The following is a 20674-nucleotide window of genomic DNA, read 5'->3' on the forward strand; positions in this document are numbered from 1 at the left end:
AGCGACGACTGGACGATCCACGCCGTCGGCCGTTGTCGGCGCCCGGTGGACGGTGAAGGTTATCGGTTCGAGGGCGCAAAGACCGCCGACGATCGATCCAGCCTCTCGTCCACGGAAGTCTATGAGACCGCCGAGCGCTTCGGTCTGCAATATGGACCACGTTTCCAGCTGCTCTCCGAGGCCGTTGCATTTGGCAACAATGTCGTCGAGGTCGAGCTGAAGAACGCTGCGGATCCTGCGCATCCTTACGTCAGCTACAATCTCAACCCGTTCTCGGTAGACGCCGTCTTCCACGGCCTCGTGGCTCTGTTCGACAAGCTGTCCGGCAGCGAAGCTGGTTCGCCCTATATCCCGGTTCGCTTCGGCTCTGTCCGCGTAACTGGCACGGGTGAGACGATCGCCCAGGCGGTGATCGAAATCGAACGCTTCAGCAGCTTCTCGATCAAGGTCAACTTCCGCCTCTTCAACGCCGCCGGCGAACAGGTCGCGATGCTTGCCGATTGCCGCTTCCGCCGCACATCGCTGCGCCGTCACCACACGCTGGATTCCGTCGCCTTTCATTTCGAAGCCGTTCCGAGCGCGCTCCTAGCTGCTGCGGCAGGTCGGACATTCGCACTGCCGGCGCTGTCCGAAGGCACATCGGTGTCGTCCAAGGACAATGCTTCGCTGATGATCGATGCTGCGATCTACCGTGCCTGCCACGAGATCGCCCTGTCTCTGGCGGACCGCGAAGGCGTCATCCTGTCTTCAGCCCTGCCGGGCGACAAGGATCTGCGCGCGTTCCTGACCTCCTGCCTTTTCACGCTGGAAGATGCCGGGATCGCCTCGCCGACGGATGCCGGCTGGCAGGTGCCGCAGGAATTTGCCTTCCCGCCGGTCGCCGATCTGATCCAGGAAATCTACCGCGAGAACTCCGCCCGGGTCGCCGAGGCGGTTCTCGTCAACGACGTTTATCGCGACATGATGGAACGTCTGTCGCTCGTCACCCTTCGCGGTGATGCCGAGGCAGCATTGCAGCGCAATGTCAGCGAAGCGACGCTGGACCACGTCCTCATCCATTCGCCACTTGGCCGCAGCCGCGCGGAAAGCGCAGTCGAACTGGCCAAGCGCTTCTGCAAGGCCAACCCCGGCAAGACGCGTTTCATCGTCGAGCTCGGCAGCACCAGTGAATCGGTCAGCACGCGGTTCGCGGATCTAGCCGCTTCGATTGGCGCGACGCTTGTGATCGCTGAACCGCGCGAAAATGCACGGCGCATGCTGGAACTGGCCTTCGAGCAGAAGGTCCATGTTTCGGTCGTCGAACCCAAGGCGCTTTCCGCCCTGCCGCAGGTCGATCTGATCATCGCAGGCGGGCTGAACAGCCAGGCTTTGCTCGCAGCCGATGACGACGTTCGCCAGGCCGTTCGCACGCTCGCATCCAAGGGCACAGCAATCGTCTTTGCCGATCGTGCGCCGTCCGCATTCAACGACTTCACCTTCGGTCTGTCGGACGACTGGTTTGCCGCGAGCCAGTCCGCAGATTTCCCGGTTGGCCAACTCGGCACACCGACGCAGATCGAGAGCCTGCTTTCGGATTTCGGCTTCGCTGCGCCCTCGATAGAGGAAGTTCAGACCGAGCAGGGGTCTCTCATCCTGGCATCGGCTCAGTCCATCGCTTCGACCGAAAGGCTTGCTGCCGAGGCACGTGGCCATCTGATCGTTGTCGCTGAACCGTCCGCAGAGACGTCGGTCTCCGCATCCTTCACTGATGCGACGATCGTGTCTGCAGGATCGGTGCTCGAACAGCCATTCGAGGCAGATGAGCAGGGCACCATCTGCGTCGCCTACCTTGCCGATCGCGGTGCTCATGAGAACGTCTCTGGCCTTCAGGTCGAGCGCCTGTCACGCTTCAAGCATCTGGCGGAAACGCTGACGCGTCAGTCCCTCGGGCTTGCAGGCCGTCCGCGGATCGTCATCGTCGCGGCCGGCGGTTCTCCGCTTGCCGGCGCGAAGAGCGATGAGGGCAATGCAGGTCTCTGGACCTTTGCCCGCGTTCTTCAGAATGAATATGACGCCGTCGATATTCATCTCGTCGACGCGGAAAGCGACGCGTCCGTCGCACTCGTCGATCGCATCGCCACTGTCCGCGGCGCCAACCGCGAATGGTTGGTCGCGGGCGAGGGCCTTGTCGAAATCCGCGCGGCATCCGGCCCGTTTGCTGGCTCCGACACGACGACGACCAATTTCGAAGCCGCTACCATCCGTCAGCTGGTGAGTGGTCGCGTCGACAGCATCATCTGGGAAACCTGTGACCCGGCCGAGCCTGCAGACGACGAGGTCATTATCGCGGTCGAGGCTGCGGGCCTCAACTTCCGCGACGTTATGTGGTCCATGGGCCTCCTGCCGGAAGAAGCGCTGGAAGACGGTTTTGCAGGCGCCACGATCGGCATGGAAATGTCCGGCCGTGTCGAGCGCGTCGGTTCGGCCGTGATCGATCTCGTCCCGGGTGACCGGGTCATGGGCATCGGCCCGGCCGCGTTCTCGACCCATGTCCGCGTTCGCCGTGACGGTGTAACGAAATTCCCCGACAGGCTGGATTTCGCCGCGGCGGCAACCGTGCCGGTTGCCTTCCTCACGGCCTATTATGCCATGGTCCAACTCGGCCATATCGAGCCGGGCGAGACGATCCTCATTCACGGTGCTGCCGGCGGCGTTGGCCTTGCCGCGCTGCAGATCGCCAAGCTGAAGGGCGCGACCGTTATCGCGACGGCTGGCACCATCGAGAAGCGCCGCTTCCTCGAAACGGTTGGCGCCGACCACATCTTCGATTCCCGCTCGCTCGATTTCGTCTCCCGCGTTCGCGCGGTGACGAACGGCGAGGGCGTCGATCTGGTTCTCAACTCGCTCTTCTCCGAAGCGATGGAGCGAAGCCTCGAACTTGTGAAACCCTTCGGTCGCTTCCTCGAACTCGGCAAGCGCGACTACTATTCCGACCGCAAGATCGGACTGCGTCCGTTCCGCCGCAACATCAGCTATTTCGGCATCGACGCCGACCAGTTGCTGGTCAACCTGCCGGCGGTGACGAAGAAGATCTTCACGCAGATCGGCGAGCTGTTCCAGAACGGCGAGCTTTCGCCTCTGCCTTATCGCGCCTTCGGCTTCGACGAGATCGGCAGCGCCTTCCGCCTGATGCAGAATGCCGGCCAGATCGGCAAGATCGTCATCGAGCCGCCGGTGCGCGGCAAGGATCGCGTCGTCGTGGCGACCGACCGCGCTGTTCGCTTCGACGGCGAGGGCACCTTCCTCGTTGCCGGTGGTATCGGCGGCTTCGGCCTTGTAGCCGCCGACTGGCTGGTTGCTAGGGGCGCACGACGGATCGCGCTCTGCTCGCGTCGCGGCATTGCCGACGAGGCGACGATCCGGGCTCTCGAAAAGTGGGCGCGCCTCGGTGTGGCCGCTACATTGCACGCCTGCGATATCACCAACGATCAGTCGCTCTCGGGGCTTCTGACCGAGCTGCGCGGTGCTGCTCCCATCAAGGGTGTCATCCACGCCGCCATGGTGCTGGACGACGCGCTGCTGACCAACCTCACCGACGAGCGCAACCGTCCGGTCGTCGACGTGAAGGTTCGCGGTGCTGAATTGCTCGACAAGCTGACCCGTGGCGATGATCTCGAGCTCTTCCTGCTCTTCTCTTCGGCCACGACGATGCTCGGAAACCCTGGCCAGGCGAATTACGTCATCGCCAACGGCTATCTCGAAGGCCTTGCCCGCGCCCGCCGCGCAGCCGGTCTCTCGGCGCTTGCCGTCGGTTTCGGTGCGATTGCCGATACTGGCTTCCTGGCGCGCAATGCCGAAGTCAACGAGCTTCTGTCGAAGCGTATCGGCAAGACGGCGCTCAAGGCGCGCGATGCGCTGGAGCAGGTCGAGAACTACATGGCGGCCGACACCGGCTCCATCGATGCTGCGGCGGTCATGATCGCCGAAGTCGACTGGAGCGCTGTCCGCATGCTGCCGATCGCGACGTCCTCCCTGTTCGAGACGGCCATGCGCGCGGCCGGCAGCCAGCAGGCTGCGGCAGACGGCGACCGGATCGATCTGGAAGAGCTCATCCGCGGCAAGTCGATCGACGAAGCCCAGGTGCTGCTGCATCAGGTCGTTGCCGCCGAAATCGCCACGATCCTGCGTGTGACCGAAGACAGCATCACGCCGGAAAAGATCCTCAAGGATGTCGGCCTCGACAGTCTGATGGCGATGGAACTCGGCATGAGCTTCCAGCAGAAGACCGGGTTTGATATTCCTCTGAGCGGCGTCGGTGAAGACACGACCGTCAGCGATGTCGTCACCCGTCTGCGCGAGAGGGTCTCGAAGCGCAACGACGAGGACGAATCTGGTCCGCAGGACGAGGTCCTGGATCGCCTGGTGAAGAGCCACTCGACACAGCAGAAAGCAGCCGCACAGTGACTGACAAAGACAAGCGGGGAACCACGGCGTCTTCCGGCGGAGACGCCAAGAAGGGGTTCCTCGAACAGATGCGGCAGACGAACGAGGCATCCGGGCGCAATCGCGAAGCGCGGTTGAACCGCCAGCCGCAGGCTGCTGCCCGCCAGGCATTGAAGTTCGACCAGCTGCCGGAATATCAGCGCGTGCAGACGCAGCGGAAGATCGGCGAGATGATCGGAGTGGGCAACCCCTTCTATCGCTCGCATGATGCCGCAGCCGGTGCGACCACCGTCATGGGTGGCGAACTCTTCGCCAATTTCGCCTCCTACGACTATCTCGGCACCAACACCGATCCGCTAGTGATGAGCCGCGCGAAGGAAGCGATCGACCGTTACGGCATCTCTGCCTCTGCCAGCCGCCTTGTGGCAGGCGAACGTCCGGTTCACACGGAGCTGGAAGCGGCCCTGGCCGAGGTTTATGGCGTCGAGGCAGCCGTCTGCTTCGTCAGCGGTTACCTCACCAATGTCGCAGCGATCAGCTGTCTGGTTGGCCCGCAGGACCTCGTCATCCACGACGAGTTCATCCACAACAGCGCGCTTGCCGGCATAAAACAGTCCGGCGCCACCCGCAGGCTTTTCCGTCACAACGACGTCGACAATCTTGAAACCGTTTTGAAGACCCTGTCTTCCGATTTCCGCCGCGTGCTGGTCATCGTTGAAGGCGTCTATTCGATGGACGGCGATATCGCCGATCTGCCAAAGCTTCTCGAACTGCGCAGCCGCTACGGTTTCTGGCTGATGGTCGACGAGGCCCATGCGCTGGGTGTGCTCGGCAAGACGGGCAGGGGCACATTCGAGCATTTCGGTCTCGATCCAAAGGATGTCGATCTTTGGATGGGCACGCTCTCCAAGACGACCTCGAGCTGCGGCGGCTATATTGCCGGTTCGCAGGCGCTGGCGGATATCCTGAAGGCGGAAGCCGGCGGCTTCGTCTACAGCGTCGGTCTCGCCCCCGTGCTAGCAACGGCTGCAAAGGCTGGACTTGAGATCCTACGCAATGAGCCTGAGCGGACCGAGCGCCTGCACAGCAACGGCGCGCTCTTCCTGGAGTATGCCCAGAAAGCCGGTCTCGACACGGGCTTGAGCGTCGGCTTTTCGGTGGTGCCGGTTCTCGTCGGCGATTCCTTCGCGCTGTACAGCTCTCCAACGAATTGCTGGAAGACGGCGTCAATGCGCTGCCGATCATCCATCCTGCAGTTCCTGAAGGCATGGCGCGCCTGCGCTTCTTCATCACCTGCAATCACACCGAAGAGCAGATCCGCCATGCTGTCGACGCGACCGCTCGCAGGTTGAAAGCCCTGAAGGACCGCAATTTCGGCCTCGCCTCGCTTGACATGGAAAAGATGATGCAGCTTTCGCCGCTGCTCCAGACGCCCAATAGTTGAGGTGAGGAGCGGCGCCATGCATGTCGTCGTAACGGGGGGATCGAGCGGCATCGGACTTGAGGTTGCAAAGATCTACGCGGCGAAGGGCGTGTCTGTTTCGATCGTCGCCCGCAATCCCGAAAGGCTGCAATCCGCGCATGAGCGGATCGAAAGCGTTGCGGCCGTCGGCGCCAAAATCTTCTCGGCGGCCGCCGACGTGGCCGACCCTGTAGCTCTTTCCGCGGCGATCGCCGCTTGCGAAGCCGTTCAGGGGCCGTGCGACACTCTCGTCGTGTCGGCAGGCATCGTCGATCCTGCATGGTTCTACGAACAGAGCGATGAAGCCTTCCGCGCCATGTGGGAGACGAATTTTCACGGTGCGGTCAACGCCGTCAGGGCGGTCTATCAGGGCATGCGCAAGCGCCGGGAAGGGCGCATCATGATCGTGTCCTCCGCCGCCGCTCTCATCGGCATTCCCGCCTATGCGGGCTATTGCGGGTCGAAGGCCGCGCTCGTCGGGTTTGTAGACTCGTTGCGGTTGGAGGCGATACCGGACGGGATATCCGTCGGGATATGCTTCCCGCCCGATACCGACACGCCGCAGCTTGCCTGGGAAGTCCAGTGCCGCCCGCGCGAAGCGCAGATGCTGATGGGCAAGGTAAAGCCGCGACGCGCGGAAAACATTGCAGCAGACATCGTCGACGGGATCGCCAAGGGCAGGGCGCGGGTCTATTTCACCCTGTCGATTGCGGCGCTGTCCATCTTCGGCCCGGCGATCAAGCCGTTTGTCGAGCTGTGGTACCGGCTTCGTGTCGGTCGTTAGAGCCAGCGCTAGATAAACGCCTTCTCCTCACCATCGATCTTCAGAACCGTAAGATTGCCCGTGTAATAGGCGCCGGTGTCGATCCCGATGCGGCCGGGGCCGAGACTTGGCTCCGGCTGCGGTGTATGTCCATGGACGACGATGATCGGCAATCCGGAACCTTCGGTCAGGAACGGATCACGGATCCACATCAGGTCTTCGTCATGCTGATCCGCCAATGGCAATCGCGGCCGCAGACCGGCGTGAACGAAGACGATGTTGCCGATCTTGAGGCATATCGGCAGGTGGGACAGAAACTCCCTGTGGCTGGCCGGGATGGCTTCGGCAAGAAGCTCCTTCAGGTCGCCACTGCGGCTCTTCCGCTTTACGGTGAGATGGCGCAGGTCGATGCCGTAGGACATCAGCGTCTGCTCTCCGCCGAGGCCCAGCCAATCCATATAAAGGTCGGGCTCCTCGATGAACTTGCTGAAGACGTCGTCGTGATTGCCGCAAAGCGCGAGACGCCTCAGGCCGAGCTCGCTCGGTGTCAGAAGATGTTCGACCACCTGACACGAACTCGGGCCGCGATCGACATAATCGCCGAGCATCACGACGAGGCCGGGCCGTCCGGTGCGGCGCACATCATGGGCGATGCGGGCCTCTGCATCCTGCAGCTCGCGAAGACAGCCATGCACGTCCCCGATCGCATAGATCGGATAGGTCGCCGGCTCGTCGCCGAGATCAATTCGGCGTCTGGAAGGGGCGGCAGCCTGCACTGTCTGGCTCCGTTTCATCCAGCCGATTATTTTACGCATCGATGTCGCCAGTTAGAAGAAAAATGTATTTTTAGACAATGAAAACTCCCTCCTAAGGGAGGGTTAAAAACAGGCCCCCGATACTAGCTATCACGCGATTGTTCAAGGACTTCCGCCTGATTGGGCAGAAAGTCGCGGACCTTTCGGCACGCGCGTGGGCGTGCTCTCGGCGACAGTGCTGGCCATTGGCCAAGAGGCGAAGGGCTCCGTGCCTGCGATCCTGCGATTGAATCCGATCAGATTATATCTGCTCGGATCGTCGACTTCGCGGCGAAAGGTGAGGGCGTGATAGCCTGCAACAAAATGAAAATCCTGTTGGCTCGCAAGTTTGGCTGCAAGCTCCTCGTCGAGGTTTTCAGATGGCGGCATCCTCATTGCCGCATGCAGAAAGGCGAGCGAACGGCGCGACAGGTCAGCCGCTAACCGGCCATCCGCCAGATTGAATTTCACCCGCACGATGGTGAACTGGCCATCCTCACCACCTCGCACCTGAAGAAACAGCGAGGGCGCCGATGGGTCGCTCGATGTGGCAAGGAGCATGGAGCATTCCCAGCCATCCGCACCGGATTTGAGGAAGGACGGTGCCTCTTGCCCGTCGACGGCAAGAGACTGGCACATCTCCTCCGGTGCAAGCATGGAAATCAAAGGCGCGGGGTGGTGCGAAATTCCTTTCAGCCACGGCCAGTATCTTGTCGCAGGAGGCGCGAGGTCGATTGCCGGTGGTGCAGGTGCGACGGATGCCATGAACTGGGGAGGGGGAGATTGAACGTCTTGAGCAGGGCGGCCAGGTTGCGCCCGCCGTTCGCAGACAGCACGATACCGAGCACGAACACAAGGACGAGCACCACCAGCGCCATGGGAAAAAGCGCGTTGCGTGGCCTGGGCAAAGCCGCCCTGCCATCGTTCGCCTTGGTCCGTGCCGGTTTAGCCGGCGACTTTGTTGAAGTGGAGCTGACCAACTCAGGTAAGATCCGGAATCTATCGAAATTTATCCAAAGTATTCGTGCCGCAACGGCCTGAAACAGTTGGATTATACGTCGATAAATCTAGACCGCAATCAGATCTCGTTCCACTTGAGTGGATTGTCCGGGGATTGAATCTTGACCCAGCGCAGGTCCGTGTCTCGCCAGTCGAGAACCGCATTGTGTCGATTGTCCAGCACGAGATCGCCCTTCGTGGTGCTGACGACCAGAACCGCGTGGCCGGTATTGTCTGCCGTGTAGGTGACGGCAATGCGCAGGGCGTTCGGCGACCAGCCGAGTTCGATCAGCCGCTTGCGCTTCGTCAGTACGTAGTCTTCGCAATCGCCGCTGGCCACGTCCGCGTCCCAGCTGTCCTGACCCGGAACATCGTTGACCGGCTCGATGGTGCGGTTGATCTGGAAGTTGACTTGGCGCAATTCCCGCCGCAGCTTGGGCGTCAGGTCAACGCGGGCTTCCCCGCTGCCCTTTTCGCAATCGTCCTTGTGGCTCACGCAAAACTTGACATATGCCAGCGGTGCGAGGGTTGCCTTCTGCACTGTGATGTTAAGCTGAGAAGGCGCGGGACGCGCCAAGCCGGCGGGACCTATTGCCAAGGCGGATGTCGCAATGGCGGACATCGAAATGCCTGCGACTGCAGCCAGAAGATACTTGCCCATTGCCCAACGCCCCGTTCAAACGTTCTTTTGTGCCGGATATCGGCCTCGGGTGCGGTTGTAGCAGCAGTGTCATTCTCTACGTTTAAGTTGATCTCTTCAATTTTAGCGATCTTGATTTTTATTGGCCCAGGATGGGGCAAGCACTGATTAATACAGAAAGTAAGCAATAAGCTCCGGTCTTCTCCAGTATTGACCGTGACAGGCTGACCGTTTCGGTACAACATTCGAGTCATACTGCCTCGATATTTTCCGGTTCCACATGATCATTAGAATTGCCACGGTCATTCCGTTTGTCGCCTCGTTCGTTATCGTCATGCTGACCGACGGCGGCGTCTATCCGGGCTCGCTCTCGCTCGCAGCCGCGCTTATGGCGCTGTCTCTAGCGCTCGCGGCGGCAACTGCCGAATTGCAGAAGGAGGCCGTGCCGCTGTTTGCCTCGGCGCTGGCAATCTGGTTGCTACTCGTCGTGTGGACGCTTGTTCAGATATCGCCGTTGCCGGAAGGGATTATTGCCAACGATGCCTGGGGCTATTTGTCGGCTGCGGAGATCGAGGCATCATCAAGCATATCTTTAACTCCAGGCGATAGTCTTTACTCACTTCTGCCTCTCAGCCTGGCATTCATGACGTTTCTGACGGGGCTGCTCCTGTTTCGCAGCGACCGACAGGCCGAGGTTGCCCTCCGGGTGTTTGCCATCGCGGGATCCGCCCTGGCTCTCTTTGCCATCATCCAGTTCAAGCTGTTTCCCGGAACGCTGATGTTTTCCGCCAAGCTGGATTATCTCTCCAGTCTCACCGCGCCTTTCGTCAACCGCAACACCGCCGCGACGTTTTACGGCCTTGTATTGATTGCGCTTTTGGTGTGCCTGGCTCTTGAGGTTTCCAGGGTGCGATCTTCCAGGCAGGCGACTGCCGATCCGATCGATTTGCGCTGGCTATTCGGAGCGATGACTTTGGTGGTGCTCTTGGCGCTGGCCCTGACCACGTCGAGGGGCGGTATTGGTGCCTCGATAATCGCTGTCGGGGGCTGTCAGCGGTGCTTTTTGTTTGGTTTCGTAAGGGCGCTGCCGGCAACCGGCTTGCCATGGGAGTGGCCGAGAGGCGGAAAAAGCGTTTTCTTACCGCGGGACTTGTCGCAGCCGTAGCCTTGCTTGCGACCGTCTTCCTTTTCGGCCGCACGCTGTTTCGTGCCAGCATGCTCGGCGGCGAGGACGGTCGCTTCTGCGTCTATCCCGGGATCGTGAAATCGATCGGGCAGAACTGGATCACCGGAACTGGTGCCGGATCTTTCGAATATGTCTTTCCCGCCCATGCTGATCCGGCTTGCGGGATGACCAGCGCCTGGATACGCGCCCACAACGGCTATTTCGACATGGCCCTTGCCTACGGCGTGCCGATCACCGTCGTCGTCCTAGTGTTCGCACTTCGAGCCGCGCTGCACATATTTGCAGGGGGCATCAAACGTAGAAAGAGCAAAAGGCCACTTGTATGGGGCGGAGTGGCTTCGGTCATATTAGTAGTAGCTCATTCTATTGTCGATTTCTCAATTCAAATCCCAGGATTCGCTATGGCATTTATGCTTTTCCTGGCGATTTCTATGAAGATAAGCGTTAATAAGACAGGTATAATATAGAATAGTTCATCCTATGCTGCGTCTATGTTGTCTATTTGCTACATAAAAACTCAACTTTTTAGCGATACTTGAATTTCTAGGAAAAAATGCTGGTATGCGCCGAAGGGTGTATCTATACGATTCACCCGCGGGACAATAATGGCGGGGCAAATGGCTAGTTCTTCCACGCATGTATTACTTATTGCTACTTTAGCTTTTCTTTCAGGTTGTACGACGCTTCCGCGGTCCGGTCCGGACCTGCATCGAGTCGAGAACGAAGCCAAGGTCAAGGTCGCATCGGCCAACAAGAAGGTTGGCATCGACTACGCCTTGGTCGACATCAATAAGGCAGTGCTGGCGAATGTTTCGCAGACCACAAAGGCAAGCATGCGGGGTGGGTTTGGCGGCGGTCGTGGCGGCCCGCCGAACATCGTGCTTGGTGTCGGCGATGTTGTTCAGGTTTCGGTCTTCGAGGCGCAGGCCGGCGGTCTGTTCATTCCTGCTGACGCAGGCTCGCGCCCTGGCAACTTCATTACCCTGCCCAATCAGACGATCGGTCGTGATGGCACGCTGAGCATCCCTTATGCCGGCAAGGTCGTTGCAGCAGGCCGCCCGATCGAGGCGATCCAGATCGATCTCGCGCAGCGGCTTGCAAACCGCGCGATTGAGCCTCAGGTGGTCATTTCTACGGTCACCAATCGATCCATGGAGGCTTCGGTCCTCGGCGACGTGAAGTCGCCTGCCAAGGTTGAGTTGAGCCCTGCTGGCGAGCGTGTCATTGACGTCATTTCCGAAGCCGGTGGCCTCAGTGCACCTGCTGATGAGGTAACGGTCACGCTTCAGCGCGGTGGCCGCAGCGTGACAGTCGGTTACAACACGCTGAGCGAAAACCCGAATGAAAACATCTATGTGCAGCCGGGAGACACGATCTTCGTCAACCGCGATCGTCGCACCTTTGTTGCCTTCGGCGTGACGGGCGAGAGCGGTCGCTATGATTTCGATGACTCCAACCTGTCGTTTGGCGAAGCGCTGGCGAAGGCTGGTGGCCTGCTCGACGACAAGGCTGAACCGCGTGCCGTTCTGCTCTACCGTGTCGTCAGCCGTGACTTCCTGCGCAGTCTTGGGGTCGACACGAGCAAGTTCGTAGGCGACGAAGTGCCTGTGATCTTCCGCGCGAACCTTCGTGATCCGGCGGCATTCTTTGCGGTTCAGAAGTTCCCGATGCAGAACAAGGACGTAATTTACGTCTCGACATCGGATGCCGTCGAACTGGTGAAGTTCCTGACCATCATGAATTCGGTCACATCTTCTGTACGAGACGTCGTGGATACTCACGACTCTTGGAATAATAACTAAGGCACTGCAGAGGCGACTGCGGTCGCCTCTTAACGTTACTGAAGGAAATATTGAAGAATCGCTTGGTTGTTCGAAATCGGGAGTTGATTTTGTTGCGATGATTGGTGTTTCTTAAAGAAGTATTTACTCTTTCACTTGGGGGTGTCGAAATGACTTTCCGTTCTGTTTTGTTGGGATCGGCCGCCGCAACAGTATTGATTTTCAGCGCTGGCATGGCGTCGGCTCAAGCTCAGACGCCGGCTCCGGCTGTTCAGGCTGCGACCGACGTCCAGGCATTCATGACCACGCCGAACGCGGTGCTTTCCCAATTCCCGCAAGGCGGACCGGCATTGCAGGCGCGGATTGCCGCTCTCGTTCAGGCCGCCGCACAGGCCGGCCAGCTCGACCAAATGATGGAAACGTTGCAGACGCTGGCGGCAAATGGGCAGATGAGCCCCGGCCAGGTCAGTGCAGTCGCGCAGGGTGCGACCCAGGCTGCGGGTGCTCTCGCGGCAGCGGGCAATACCGACGCTCAGGCGGCGATCCAGACTGCCGTCGCATCGAGTGAGACGCTCGGCACGGCAGCCCAGCAAGCGGCTGTTCAGCAACAGACGGAAACAGAGACGGCTGCGACCACGCCGGTTGCTCCCGCCACGCCGACTGCGCCCGCTGCTTCTGCTCCGGGCTCCGCAATCGGCGGTGCTGGCGCGGGCGCGGGGACCGGTGGTGCAGGCACGGGCACGGGTACCGGCACTGGAACGGGTGCCGGTGCGGGCGCCAGTGGCGGCGGTACCGCCAGCGGCAGCGGTAGCGTTGCCGGCGCGAGCGGTGGCGGCGGCGGAAGCAACAATGACGACAACGATGATGGCGGCACCACTGTTGTCGATCCAAGCCCTGTAACCCGTGGCTGACAGGCGGATGCCTCTCTGAGCGTCTGGATCGTGGAAGCAAGTGGATCGTATGGATGAACCAGAGGCCGGTCTTTTTTCGGGGCAAGGAAGAGCAAGTGCAGGAAGAAGAGATCAGAGGGATTGATCTCGATGCCTTGATCTCGATTGCCCGTCGCCAATGGCGTGCGGTTGCTGTCTGTGTGGCTGTGTCTGTTGTGTTCGGCCTCTGCTACGTGATGACGGCTGTTCCGAAATACACGGCGTCCACGAGTGTTCTCATCGACCGTAGCAATAGTCAGGTCGTACAGCAGCTTTCGGCTATCGGTAGCCCACTGGACGATGAGGCGTCTGTCCTCAGTCAGGTGGAGCTGCTGAAGTCCGAAACGATCGGCTTGGCTGCGGTCGACAAATTGAAGCTGCAGGACAATCCCGAGTTCATGGCTGGTGGTGGCAACATCTTCTCCGTGGGCATGTCTCTTATTCATTCGGGAATCGGCCTTTTGACCGGTGGAGAGGTCGAAAACCTCCAGGACCCTGCCGAAGCCAAGCGGCAGGCAGCGCTTCAGTCACTGCTCGCATCGATGCAGGTCTCTCGGGTCGGGCGTTCCTATGTGCTGCAGATCGACATCACCGCGACCTCACCGGATCTCGCCGCAAAGATTGCCGGCGCCGTTGCTGACGCCTATCTTACCGATAAGCTTGACGCCAAATATGACGCGACGCGCCGTGCCGGTACCTGGTTGCAGGAGCGGATCGAGGAACTGCGTCAACGCTCGCTGGAATCCGATCTGGCGATCCAGAAATTCCGCGCCGCCAATGGTCTCGTTGTCGCCGACAACAAACTGGTCTCCGACCAGCAACTCACAGAGTTGAACAGCGCGCTCATCGTAGCAAGGGCCGATACTGCCCGCGCGCAGGCGAGGTATGACCGCCTCCAGTCCATCATCCAGAGCGGACAGACGGATGCGATCGTAACCGATGCCCTGGAGAGCTCGGTCATCAATACGCTGCGTGAAAAATATCTCGATGCCTCCAAACGGGAATCCGAGATCAGCAAGCGCCTAGGCCCCGACCACATCCAGGCAGCGCGTCTGCGGCAGGAAATGGGCGAATACAATCGCCTGATGTTCGACGAACTGCGTCGTATCTCGGAAAGCTACCAAAGCGAACTTGAGGTAGCGCAGTCGCGTGAGAGGCAGATCACCGAAGGCGTTGCAAGCGCCACCACGATCAGTGTCGCTGCCAGCGAGACGCAGGTTCAGCTGCGCGAACTTGAGCGCAGCGCCGAGACCTACAAGAACCTCTACCAGACATTCCTCCAGCGTTATCAGGAGGCTGTCCAGCAGGAATCATTCCCTGTCACCGAGGCTCGCATCATATCCTATGCCACGCCGCCGGCCGGGCCGAGTGAACCGAGGAAGTTCCTGGTGCTCGCAGCCGGTATCCTGCTCGGCGGTATCGTTGGCGTTGGCGTCGCGGGATTCCGCGAGTTCCGCGACCGCTTCTTCCGCACGGGAGAGCAGGTTCGCGATGTGCTCTCGCTTGAATATCTCGGTTCGATCCCATTGGTCGAGCCGTCAAAGAACAAGGCAAGTCCCGGCCAGCCGGTAAAGGGCCAGGTGTTCAAGCGCAACCAGGTTTCCAGTTACGCAATCGACCATCCTCTGTCCTCATTCGCCGAGACGCTGCGCAGCGCAAAGATCGCCGCCGATCTGAGCATCAACAAGCAGAACAAGATTATCGGTATTGTGTCTGCGCTGCCGGGCGAGGGCAAGTCGACCATAGCCGTCAATCTCGCCCAGATATTGTCGAAGAGCGCCAAGACCCTCTTGATCGATGCAGACCTTCGCAACCCTGGCGCCACGCGGGCGCTCGGCCAACACGCCGACGAGGGGCTGCTCGAAGTCCTGCTCGAGAACAAGTCTCCGGCATCCTTGCTGCTGAGTGATTCAGATTCCGGTTTGAAGTTTCTTCCAGCCGTCGTCAAACGCCGCGTCCCTCATTCGTCGGAACTTCTGGCATCGCAGCAGATGATGAAGCTCCTGAGCCAGGCGGCAACCGAGTTCGATTACGTGGTTCTCGACTTGCCCCCACTTGGTCCAGTTGTCGATGCCCGTGCCATATCTCCGCGTGTCGACGGTTTCGTCATGGTGGTGGAGTGGGGTGGAGCTTCCCGCAAAGTCGTCAGCGACACGCTCGACGCCGATCCGCAGATCGTAAACCGTTGCCTTGGCGTGGTGCTGAACAAAGTCGATAGCAGCAAGATGAAGCTTTATCGCGAGTACGGGTCGTCGGAATATTATGCCTCGCGCTACACGTCGTACTATCAGGACAATGGCTAATGGTATCCGGCCGGCGGCGGCGTTGCGCGCAGTCGCCTTTTTGGCCGCAGTCCTGATCGGAGCAGTCGCGATCAGCGAGTTCGCATCGACACGCGAATATCATCCCTACCTGACGTTGAACTCCATGTTTCGCAGACAGGAGATTGTATCCGATCGGGGCGTAGCGCACTATGCAAAGGCGTTAGGATCGCCGCTCGACACCTGCAGGACTGATATCTTGAATGCTGTGGTCGCTGTCGCCAAGCGTGAGGCGGATCTGCAGTTTGTGGCGAACAGGGACGGATGGCCTGAGGCGCTTGCCCGTATGGAGCGGGTCCTCCGCAATGCGCTCGCGTGCAACCCCACGAATGGCGACTTGTGGGTACAGTTGGCGCAGACGCGCTGGTTTGCCGGTGGCAGCGCCGATGAGCAGATTAATCTGATGACACTTTCGCAGGCATATTCGCCGACAAACCTGGATACAGTCAGGAAAAGATTGCGCCATTGGGGCGAGGTCACGCGGCCCATGGCAGCACTTGGGGAAGAGCTGATCCGCCGCGATCTCCGCACGATGCTGCTTTACGCGCCAGTGACGGATGCAGTCACCGCACTGAGCAATCTACCCGCCCAACTGCATCCGTTTGTTCGATCAGAAGCGAAGATCGTGCCTAATGCGCGCCTCCATTCGCTGAACCTGCCCGGCTTGATGACCGAAGGATTATAGGTCACGCGAGCGCGCTGGTATCAAAGCACTTCGCTGATGGGCGGCTTCAGATATGGGGCCGGCTTGGTGTTCCTGATCTACAGCATATCCGCAGGTGTCAAGAAGAGCAGGGGACGCCGTGCAAATGGACCGAGCTCGACACCGGTGGAAGCCGCATCCCGTCAAAACGAGATGCGGCTGATTTGCGTCTATACGACGAATGGCCGGTGTTGAGAACGCCGTGGCGGGGCCGCTCGTGGTCTTCAGCGAACTGACTGCGCAAAAGCCGGCCAACGTCGTCAGCTCACTACCTCTGATCCGTCAGGGTTGGGTTGCCATTCCAACGCCGTGATAGGTGAAGCCCTGGGCCTCGACTTCCTGGGCGCGGTAGACATTGCGTAAGTCGACGAGAACCGGCGCCTTCATGGTCGACTTCAGGCGGTTGAGATCGAGTGCTCGGAACTGGTTCCACTCCGTCACCAGCACGGCGATATCGGCGCCCTCGGCGGCCTGATAGGGCCTTCGGCAAACTCGATATCCATCATCTGGCGCGCATTCTCCATGCCTTCCGGATCGTAGCCGGAGACAATAGCGCCGGCATCCTGCAGAGCCTGAACGATGGCAACCGCCGGGCTGTCGCGCATGTCGTCGGTGTTCGGCTTGAAGGTCAGGCCGAAGATGGCAACCTTCTTGCCGCGCAGATCGCCACCAGCCGCGGCAATAACCTTGCGGCCCATGGCGCGCTTGCGGTTGTCGTTGATCGCGACCGTCGTCTCGATCAGACGGACGGGGCTCTCGTAGTCCTGGGCGGTCTTGACCAGGGCCAGCGTGTCTTTGGGGAAGCAGGAGCCGCCATAGCCGGGGCCCGCATGCAGGAATTTCGAGCCGATGCGACCGTCGAGGCCGATACCGCGTGATACATCCTGCACATCGGCGCCAACCTTTTCGCAAAGATCCGCCATCTCGTTGATGAAGGTGATCTTCATCGCCAGAAAAGCGTTGGCGGCATATTTGATCAGTTCGGAGGTGCGACGGCTGGTGAACAGGAGCGGCGCCTGGTTGAGATAAAGTGGCCGATAGACCTCGGTCATCACCTCGCGGGCACGCTCGTCGGACAGGCCGACGACGATGCGGTCCGGTCGCTTGAAGTCCTCGATCGCGGCACCCTCGCGCAGGAATTCCGGGTTCGAAACGACGGCGAAATCGGCCTTCGGGTTGGTTTCGCGGATGATCCGCTCAACTTCGTCGCCGGTACCGACCGGAACGGTGGATTTGGTGACGACGACGGTGAAGCCCTTGATCGCCTGAGCAATCTCGCGGGCGGCGCCATGGACATAGCCGAGATCGGCATGGCCGTCACCGCGGCGCGACGGCGTACCGACGGCAATGAAGACGACATCCGCATCGGCGACCGCCGGTGCAAGCTCGGTGGTGAAGGACAGGCGACCGGCCTTGGCGTTGCGCGCTACCAGTTCGTCGAGGCCGGGCTCGAAGATTGGGATACGGCCCTCTTTGAGGGCTGTAATCTTTTCTTCGGCCTTGTCGACGCACACGACGTCATGGCCGAAATCTGCAAAGCAGGCTCCGGACACAAGCCCGACGTAACCCGAACCAACCATCACAATACGCATCTTAAACTCTTTCTCGATCGGATCTGCGGCTGATGCCTATAGGCCGCTCTCGCAAGCGAACCTCGAACTCATCCCCGGCCGAATTCATCCACGATACGGATGATGTCGTCTTCGCCCAGATAGGAGCCCGTCTGCACCTCGATCATTTCCAGCATGATCTTGCCGGGATTTGCAAGCCGGTGAATTTCTCCCTGCGGGATGTAGACGGACTCGTTCTCCCGGACAACCTTGATCTCGTCGCCGATCGTCACTTCGGCTGTCCCCTTGACGCAGATCCAGTGTTCCGAACGGTGGTGATGCTTTTGTAGCGAGAGCTTCTTGCCGGGTGTGACGAAAAGCCGCTTCACCTGGAACCGATCGCCATTGAGTATGGACGTATATCCACCCCAGGGGCGATAGGAGGTCGGGTGGGTTTGCGTCAGCGCCTCGGTCGCCTTATACGAGGCGAGATGTTTGACGAGAGAGCCGACATTCTGGCTTTCATCGAGTTTGCCGACATAGACGGCGTCTTCGCTGGCGATGACCGCGACGCCTTCAAGACCCTGCACGGCAAGATGGCTGGTTCTGGACATGACCAGGGAGCCGCGGGTGTTCACCACCGTGGCATTGCCGAGCGTGACATTGCCGTCATCATCTCTCTCCTAGCTTCCAGACGGCATCCCAGCTTCCCATGTCGGACCAGGTGAAGGAAGAGGGGACAACAGCAGCGTTCGCTGTCTTCTCCATGACCGCATAGTCGATTGAGATATCCGGAGCCTTGCTGAATGCGGCGGCGTCGAGCCGCATGAAGTCCAGATCGCGGCTTGCACTCGCCACTGCATCGCTGGCAGCGTCTGAGACCGCCGGGGCATGCTCGCGAATCTCGCCGAGAATTTTGCGGGCCGAGAACATGAATATGCCGGAGTTCCAGAAGAAACCGCCGGCATCGAGCATCGCCTGAGCTGTCTCTCGGTTCGGCTTTTCCGCAAAGCGCTTCACGCTGCGGGCACCGTCCGCCAGTGGCTCGCCGGCCTCGATATAGCCATAGCCGGTCGCGGGCTCGATCGGTGTTATTCCGAATGTCACGAGTTTCCCGGCACGTGCAGTCTTCAAGGCAATCTGGATCGCCTCGGCATAGTTCTCGTCGGCCACGATCTCATGATCCGAGGCCAAAACCTGAAGGATTGCCCTGTCACCGAACAGTTTTATTGCATAGGCCGCAGCAGCGGCGATCGCCGGGGCCGTATTGCGGGCAACGGGCTCAAGAAGCACGCCGGCAAGCGGAATGCCGAGCTCTCTCGCCTGTTCTGCCGCGAGGAAGCGAAAGTCCTCGTTGGTGATGACGATCGGCGCCTCATAGAGGCTCTGGTCCGAGACGCGGTCGAGCGTTGCCTGGAAAAGCGTCCGGTCGCCCGTGAACTGGATAAACTGTTTCGGCGCACCAGCGCGAGAAAGAGGCCAGAGGCGTGTGCCCTTGCCGCCGGCCATGATGACCGGAACGATCTTGTCAGTCATGAAATGTCTCCGGCCCGCACGCGTTGGTCGGGCTTCTTCGTTACGCTGTCCGCCAACTCGCGGATAAGGTCCAGGCTGTCGTGTAGAAGTTGCGCCGCTGCCTCGTCAGTCTCTGCCTCAACATAGCAGCGCATTTCCGGCGCATTGCCTGATGGGCGAAGGTGAACGACGCGGCCATCGTCGAATGTGATACGCAAACCATCTATGTCGCTGGTGTCCTGGATTTTGCCAAGCGGCCTCACGAACGTCTCGAGATTGCCTCGCTCGTTCCTGAGATGGTTCATCAACGCAATTCCCGTTTCAACCGGGAAATTCTCCAGCCGGTCGGCCATCGCGCAGGCAAGATTGAAGTCCGAGGAAAGCGCCGAGAGTGGCTTGTTATCCCTTGCTGCCGTCCAGAGGGCCGCCAGGATGGGCATAAAACTGTCGCGGGTCGGAAGAGGGGCGAGTTCGCCGGCTGCGGTTCCGAAGGGCGATCCGGTGAGGAGGCCTCCGTTCGCCTCAAATCCGATCACCTTTGACCGGCCCTGAGAAAGGGCCTCAAGCATTCCGGCGATGACAAAGGGTGAGCCGACTCGTGTTCTTATGACATCGAAAGAACCGCTCTTTTCCAGTCCCGAATTGGATGTCACTGGGGTCACGACCACTCTGGCACCGAGGAAGCGGGCCGTGAGCAGCCCAAGAAGATCGCCACGCAAAGGAGCTCCTGCCTCGTCAGCCAACAGTGGACGATCTCCGTCGCCATCGGCGGAAACGATGGCATCGAGTTCATGATCTCGAGCCCATATCCTCAGCTGAGCGACGGTCTCCTGCGACACGGCCTCTGTGTCGACAGGGATGAACTGGTCGGAGAAACCGAGCTTGACGATGTCTGCGCCGTAGCCTTCAATCGCTCGTGACAGCAGTTCGCGGGCCACCGTCGAATGCTCGTAGACACCGATCTTCAGACCTTTCAGAGCATCTGGCGGAAGGATCGATGTCACGCGGGACATGAAAAGTTCGGTTACGGCCTGTTGCGCATTTGCGGCTTCGGCGGGAGTGTCGTCGATCCGTTTGCTCGCCAGTTCCGAGGCAATGGCAGCAATTCGAAGCTCGTCGTTCTTGTCTATCTCACCATCGGCCCGATAGAATTTTATCCCGTTGCGGTCGGCCGGAATGTGCGATCCGGTGATCATCAGCGAGGCGGCACCTGTCCGAAAGCCGTAAAGCGCGAGAGCCGGTGTCGGCACCGTACCGCAATCGACCGGAACAAGGCCGGCCCGTAAGAGCGCGCCGATGCAGGTTGCCGAAATCGAAGGGCTGGATGGACGGAAATCCCGCCCGACCAGAATTGTGTCGCCGCTGGCGGCGTGGCCCATCTGCATCAGGTGCTGTGCGAAAGCCTGTGCATAAAGCGCGGACGCTTCGCCCTCCAGATCCGTAACCAGGCCCCTCAGGCCACTTGTGCCGAACTTCATCGCATATCCGTCGTTTTCTGCCTGTTATTCACTTGGGATATGCCCCGAAGCCGAAGGTTCAGGCTGAGATTGCATTCTACAATAAGGCGAATGTCGGCGCCTTGCGACAGTCGCTTCCGCTCGGCTTTGAC

General features: G+C 60.1%; 13 protein-coding genes and 3 pseudogenes. 9 read left to right on the plus strand and 7 right to left on the minus strand.

Annotation, left to right across the window (positions count from 1 at the left end; translation table 11 throughout):
* The first annotated feature begins 45 nt into the window (after positions 1-45).
* The 3 genes and pseudogenes from N7E02_RS30245 to N7E02_RS23210 all read left to right on the plus strand — a co-directional run bounded on the left by N7E02_RS30245 (position 46) and on the right by N7E02_RS23210 (position 6668).
* Positions 46-4443 carry a KR domain-containing protein gene (locus N7E02_RS30245; protein WP_445344462.1) on the plus strand — a complete coding sequence of 1466 codons (4398 nt, stop codon included), beginning with the start codon at positions 46-48 and terminating at the stop codon, positions 4441-4443.
* 68 nt (positions 4444-4511) lie between these two features.
* Positions 4512-5866: pseudogene (locus tag N7E02_RS23205) on the plus strand (aminotransferase class I/II-fold pyridoxal phosphate-dependent enzyme).
* 16 nt (positions 5867-5882) lie between these two features.
* Positions 5883-6668, plus strand: a complete 786-nt coding sequence (locus N7E02_RS23210; protein WP_286579938.1) for an SDR family NAD(P)-dependent oxidoreductase — start codon at positions 5883-5885, stop codon at positions 6666-6668.
* Between the two features lie 8 nt (positions 6669-6676).
* Here N7E02_RS23210 and N7E02_RS23215 read toward each other — a convergent pair whose 3' ends face one another.
* The 4 genes from N7E02_RS23215 to N7E02_RS23230 form a co-directional block, all read right to left on the minus strand.
* Positions 6677-7462 (minus strand): metallophosphoesterase family protein, encoded by a 786-nt coding sequence (locus tag N7E02_RS23215; RefSeq protein ID WP_286579939.1) that lies wholly within the window; start codon positions 7460-7462, stop codon positions 6677-6679.
* A 102-nt stretch (positions 7463-7564) separates the two neighbouring features.
* Positions 7565-8080, minus strand: a complete 516-nt coding sequence (locus N7E02_RS23220; protein WP_510185303.1) for a DUF6030 family protein — start codon at positions 8078-8080, stop codon at positions 7565-7567.
* Positions 8081-8133: 53 nt separating this feature from the next.
* Positions 8134-8319: a hypothetical protein gene (locus N7E02_RS30330; protein ID WP_510185304.1), complete on the minus strand. Its 186-nt coding sequence runs from the start codon at positions 8317-8319 to the stop codon at positions 8134-8136.
* 200 nt (positions 8320-8519) lie between these two features.
* Entirely contained in the window at positions 8520-9101 is a 582-nt protein-coding gene (locus N7E02_RS23230; protein WP_286579943.1) for a transglutaminase-like cysteine peptidase, read from the minus strand.
* A gap of 313 nt (positions 9102-9414) precedes the next feature.
* Between N7E02_RS23230 and N7E02_RS23235 the strand changes: the two genes are divergently transcribed.
* The 6 genes from N7E02_RS23235 to N7E02_RS23260 all read left to right on the plus strand — a co-directional run bounded on the left by N7E02_RS23235 (position 9415) and on the right by N7E02_RS23260 (position 15982).
* The gene (locus N7E02_RS23235) at positions 9415-10245 is read left to right on the plus strand and encodes a hypothetical protein (RefSeq protein ID WP_286579944.1); all 831 of its coding nucleotides are present in this window, start codon (positions 9415-9417) and stop codon (positions 10243-10245) included.
* On the plus strand, positions 10185-10733 hold the full coding sequence (locus N7E02_RS23240) for an O-antigen ligase family protein (protein ID WP_353622844.1): 549 nt from the start codon (positions 10185-10187) through the stop codon (positions 10731-10733). Before N7E02_RS23235 ends, N7E02_RS23240 begins: the two co-directional genes overlap by 61 nt.
* 150 nt (positions 10734-10883) lie before the next feature.
* Entirely contained in the window at positions 10884-12068 is a 1185-nt protein-coding gene (locus N7E02_RS23245; RefSeq protein WP_286579946.1) for a polysaccharide biosynthesis/export family protein, read from the plus strand.
* Positions 12069-12280: 212 nt separating this feature from the next.
* Positions 12281-12958: a hypothetical protein gene (locus N7E02_RS23250; RefSeq protein WP_286579947.1), complete on the plus strand. Its 678-nt coding sequence runs from the start codon at positions 12281-12283 to the stop codon at positions 12956-12958.
* A 53-nt stretch (positions 12959-13011) separates the two neighbouring features.
* The gene (locus N7E02_RS23255; protein WP_286579948.1) at positions 13012-15279 is read left to right on the plus strand and encodes a polysaccharide biosynthesis tyrosine autokinase; all 2268 of its coding nucleotides are present in this window, start codon (positions 13012-13014) and stop codon (positions 15277-15279) included.
* A gap of 22 nt (positions 15280-15301) precedes the next feature.
* Positions 15302-15982 (plus strand): hypothetical protein, encoded by a 681-nt coding sequence (locus N7E02_RS23260; RefSeq protein ID WP_286579949.1) that lies wholly within the window; start codon positions 15302-15304, stop codon positions 15980-15982.
* 300 nt (positions 15983-16282) lie between these two features.
* Here N7E02_RS23260 and N7E02_RS23265 read toward each other — a convergent pair.
* From N7E02_RS23265 to N7E02_RS23275, 3 genes and pseudogenes are all read right to left on the minus strand, one after another.
* Positions 16283-17592 (minus strand): annotated as a pseudogene (locus N7E02_RS23265) (UDP-glucose dehydrogenase family protein).
* A gap of 68 nt (positions 17593-17660) precedes the next feature.
* A pseudogene (locus tag N7E02_RS23270) lies at positions 17661-19086 on the minus strand (mannose-1-phosphate guanylyltransferase/mannose-6-phosphate isomerase).
* Positions 19083-20543, minus strand: coding sequence for a phosphomannomutase (locus N7E02_RS23275; RefSeq protein WP_286579950.1), 1461 nt, complete (start codon positions 20541-20543; stop codon positions 19083-19085). Before N7E02_RS23275 ends, N7E02_RS23270 begins: the two are co-directional and overlap by 4 nt.
* Positions 20544-20674 lie beyond the last annotated feature (131 nt).

Origin of the sequence: Terrirhizobium terrae, assembly GCF_030323265.1 — a bacterium.
GTDB lineage: Bacteria > Pseudomonadota > Alphaproteobacteria > Rhizobiales > Rhizobiaceae > Neorhizobium.

Excerpts from the sequence above, each read along its gene's own strand:
- N7E02_RS23230 (WP_286579943.1), bottom strand. The coding sequence starts at position 9,101 with ATGGGCAAGTATCTTCTGGCTGCAGTCGCAGGCATTTCGATGTCCGCC.
- N7E02_RS30330 (WP_510185304.1), bottom strand. The coding sequence starts at position 8,319 with ATGGCGCTGGTGGTGCTCGTCCTTGTGTTCGTGCTCGGTATCGTGCTG.
- N7E02_RS23215 (WP_286579939.1), bottom strand. The coding sequence starts at position 7,462 with ATGCGTAAAATAATCGGCTGGATGAAACGGAGCCAGACAGTGCAGGCT.
- N7E02_RS23250 (WP_286579947.1), top strand. The coding sequence starts at position 12,281 with ATGGCGTCGGCTCAAGCTCAGACGCCGGCTCCGGCTGTTCAGGCTGCG.
- N7E02_RS23275 (WP_286579950.1), bottom strand. The coding sequence starts at position 20,543 with ATGAAGTTCGGCACAAGTGGCCTGAGGGGCCTGGTTACGGATCTGGAG.
- N7E02_RS23210 (WP_286579938.1), top strand. The coding sequence starts at position 5,883 with ATGCATGTCGTCGTAACGGGGGGATCGAGCGGCATCGGACTTGAGGTT.
- N7E02_RS23220 (WP_510185303.1), bottom strand. The coding sequence starts at position 8,080 with ATGTGCCAGTCTCTTGCCGTCGACGGGCAAGAGGCACCGTCCTTCCTC.
- N7E02_RS23240 (WP_353622844.1), top strand. The coding sequence starts at position 10,185 with ATGGGAGTGGCCGAGAGGCGGAAAAAGCGTTTTCTTACCGCGGGACTT.
- N7E02_RS23245 (WP_286579946.1), top strand. The coding sequence starts at position 10,884 with ATGGCTAGTTCTTCCACGCATGTATTACTTATTGCTACTTTAGCTTTT.
- N7E02_RS23235 (WP_286579944.1), top strand. The coding sequence starts at position 9,415 with ATGCTGACCGACGGCGGCGTCTATCCGGGCTCGCTCTCGCTCGCAGCC.
- N7E02_RS23255 (WP_286579948.1), top strand. The coding sequence starts at position 13,012 with ATGAACCAGAGGCCGGTCTTTTTTCGGGGCAAGGAAGAGCAAGTGCAG.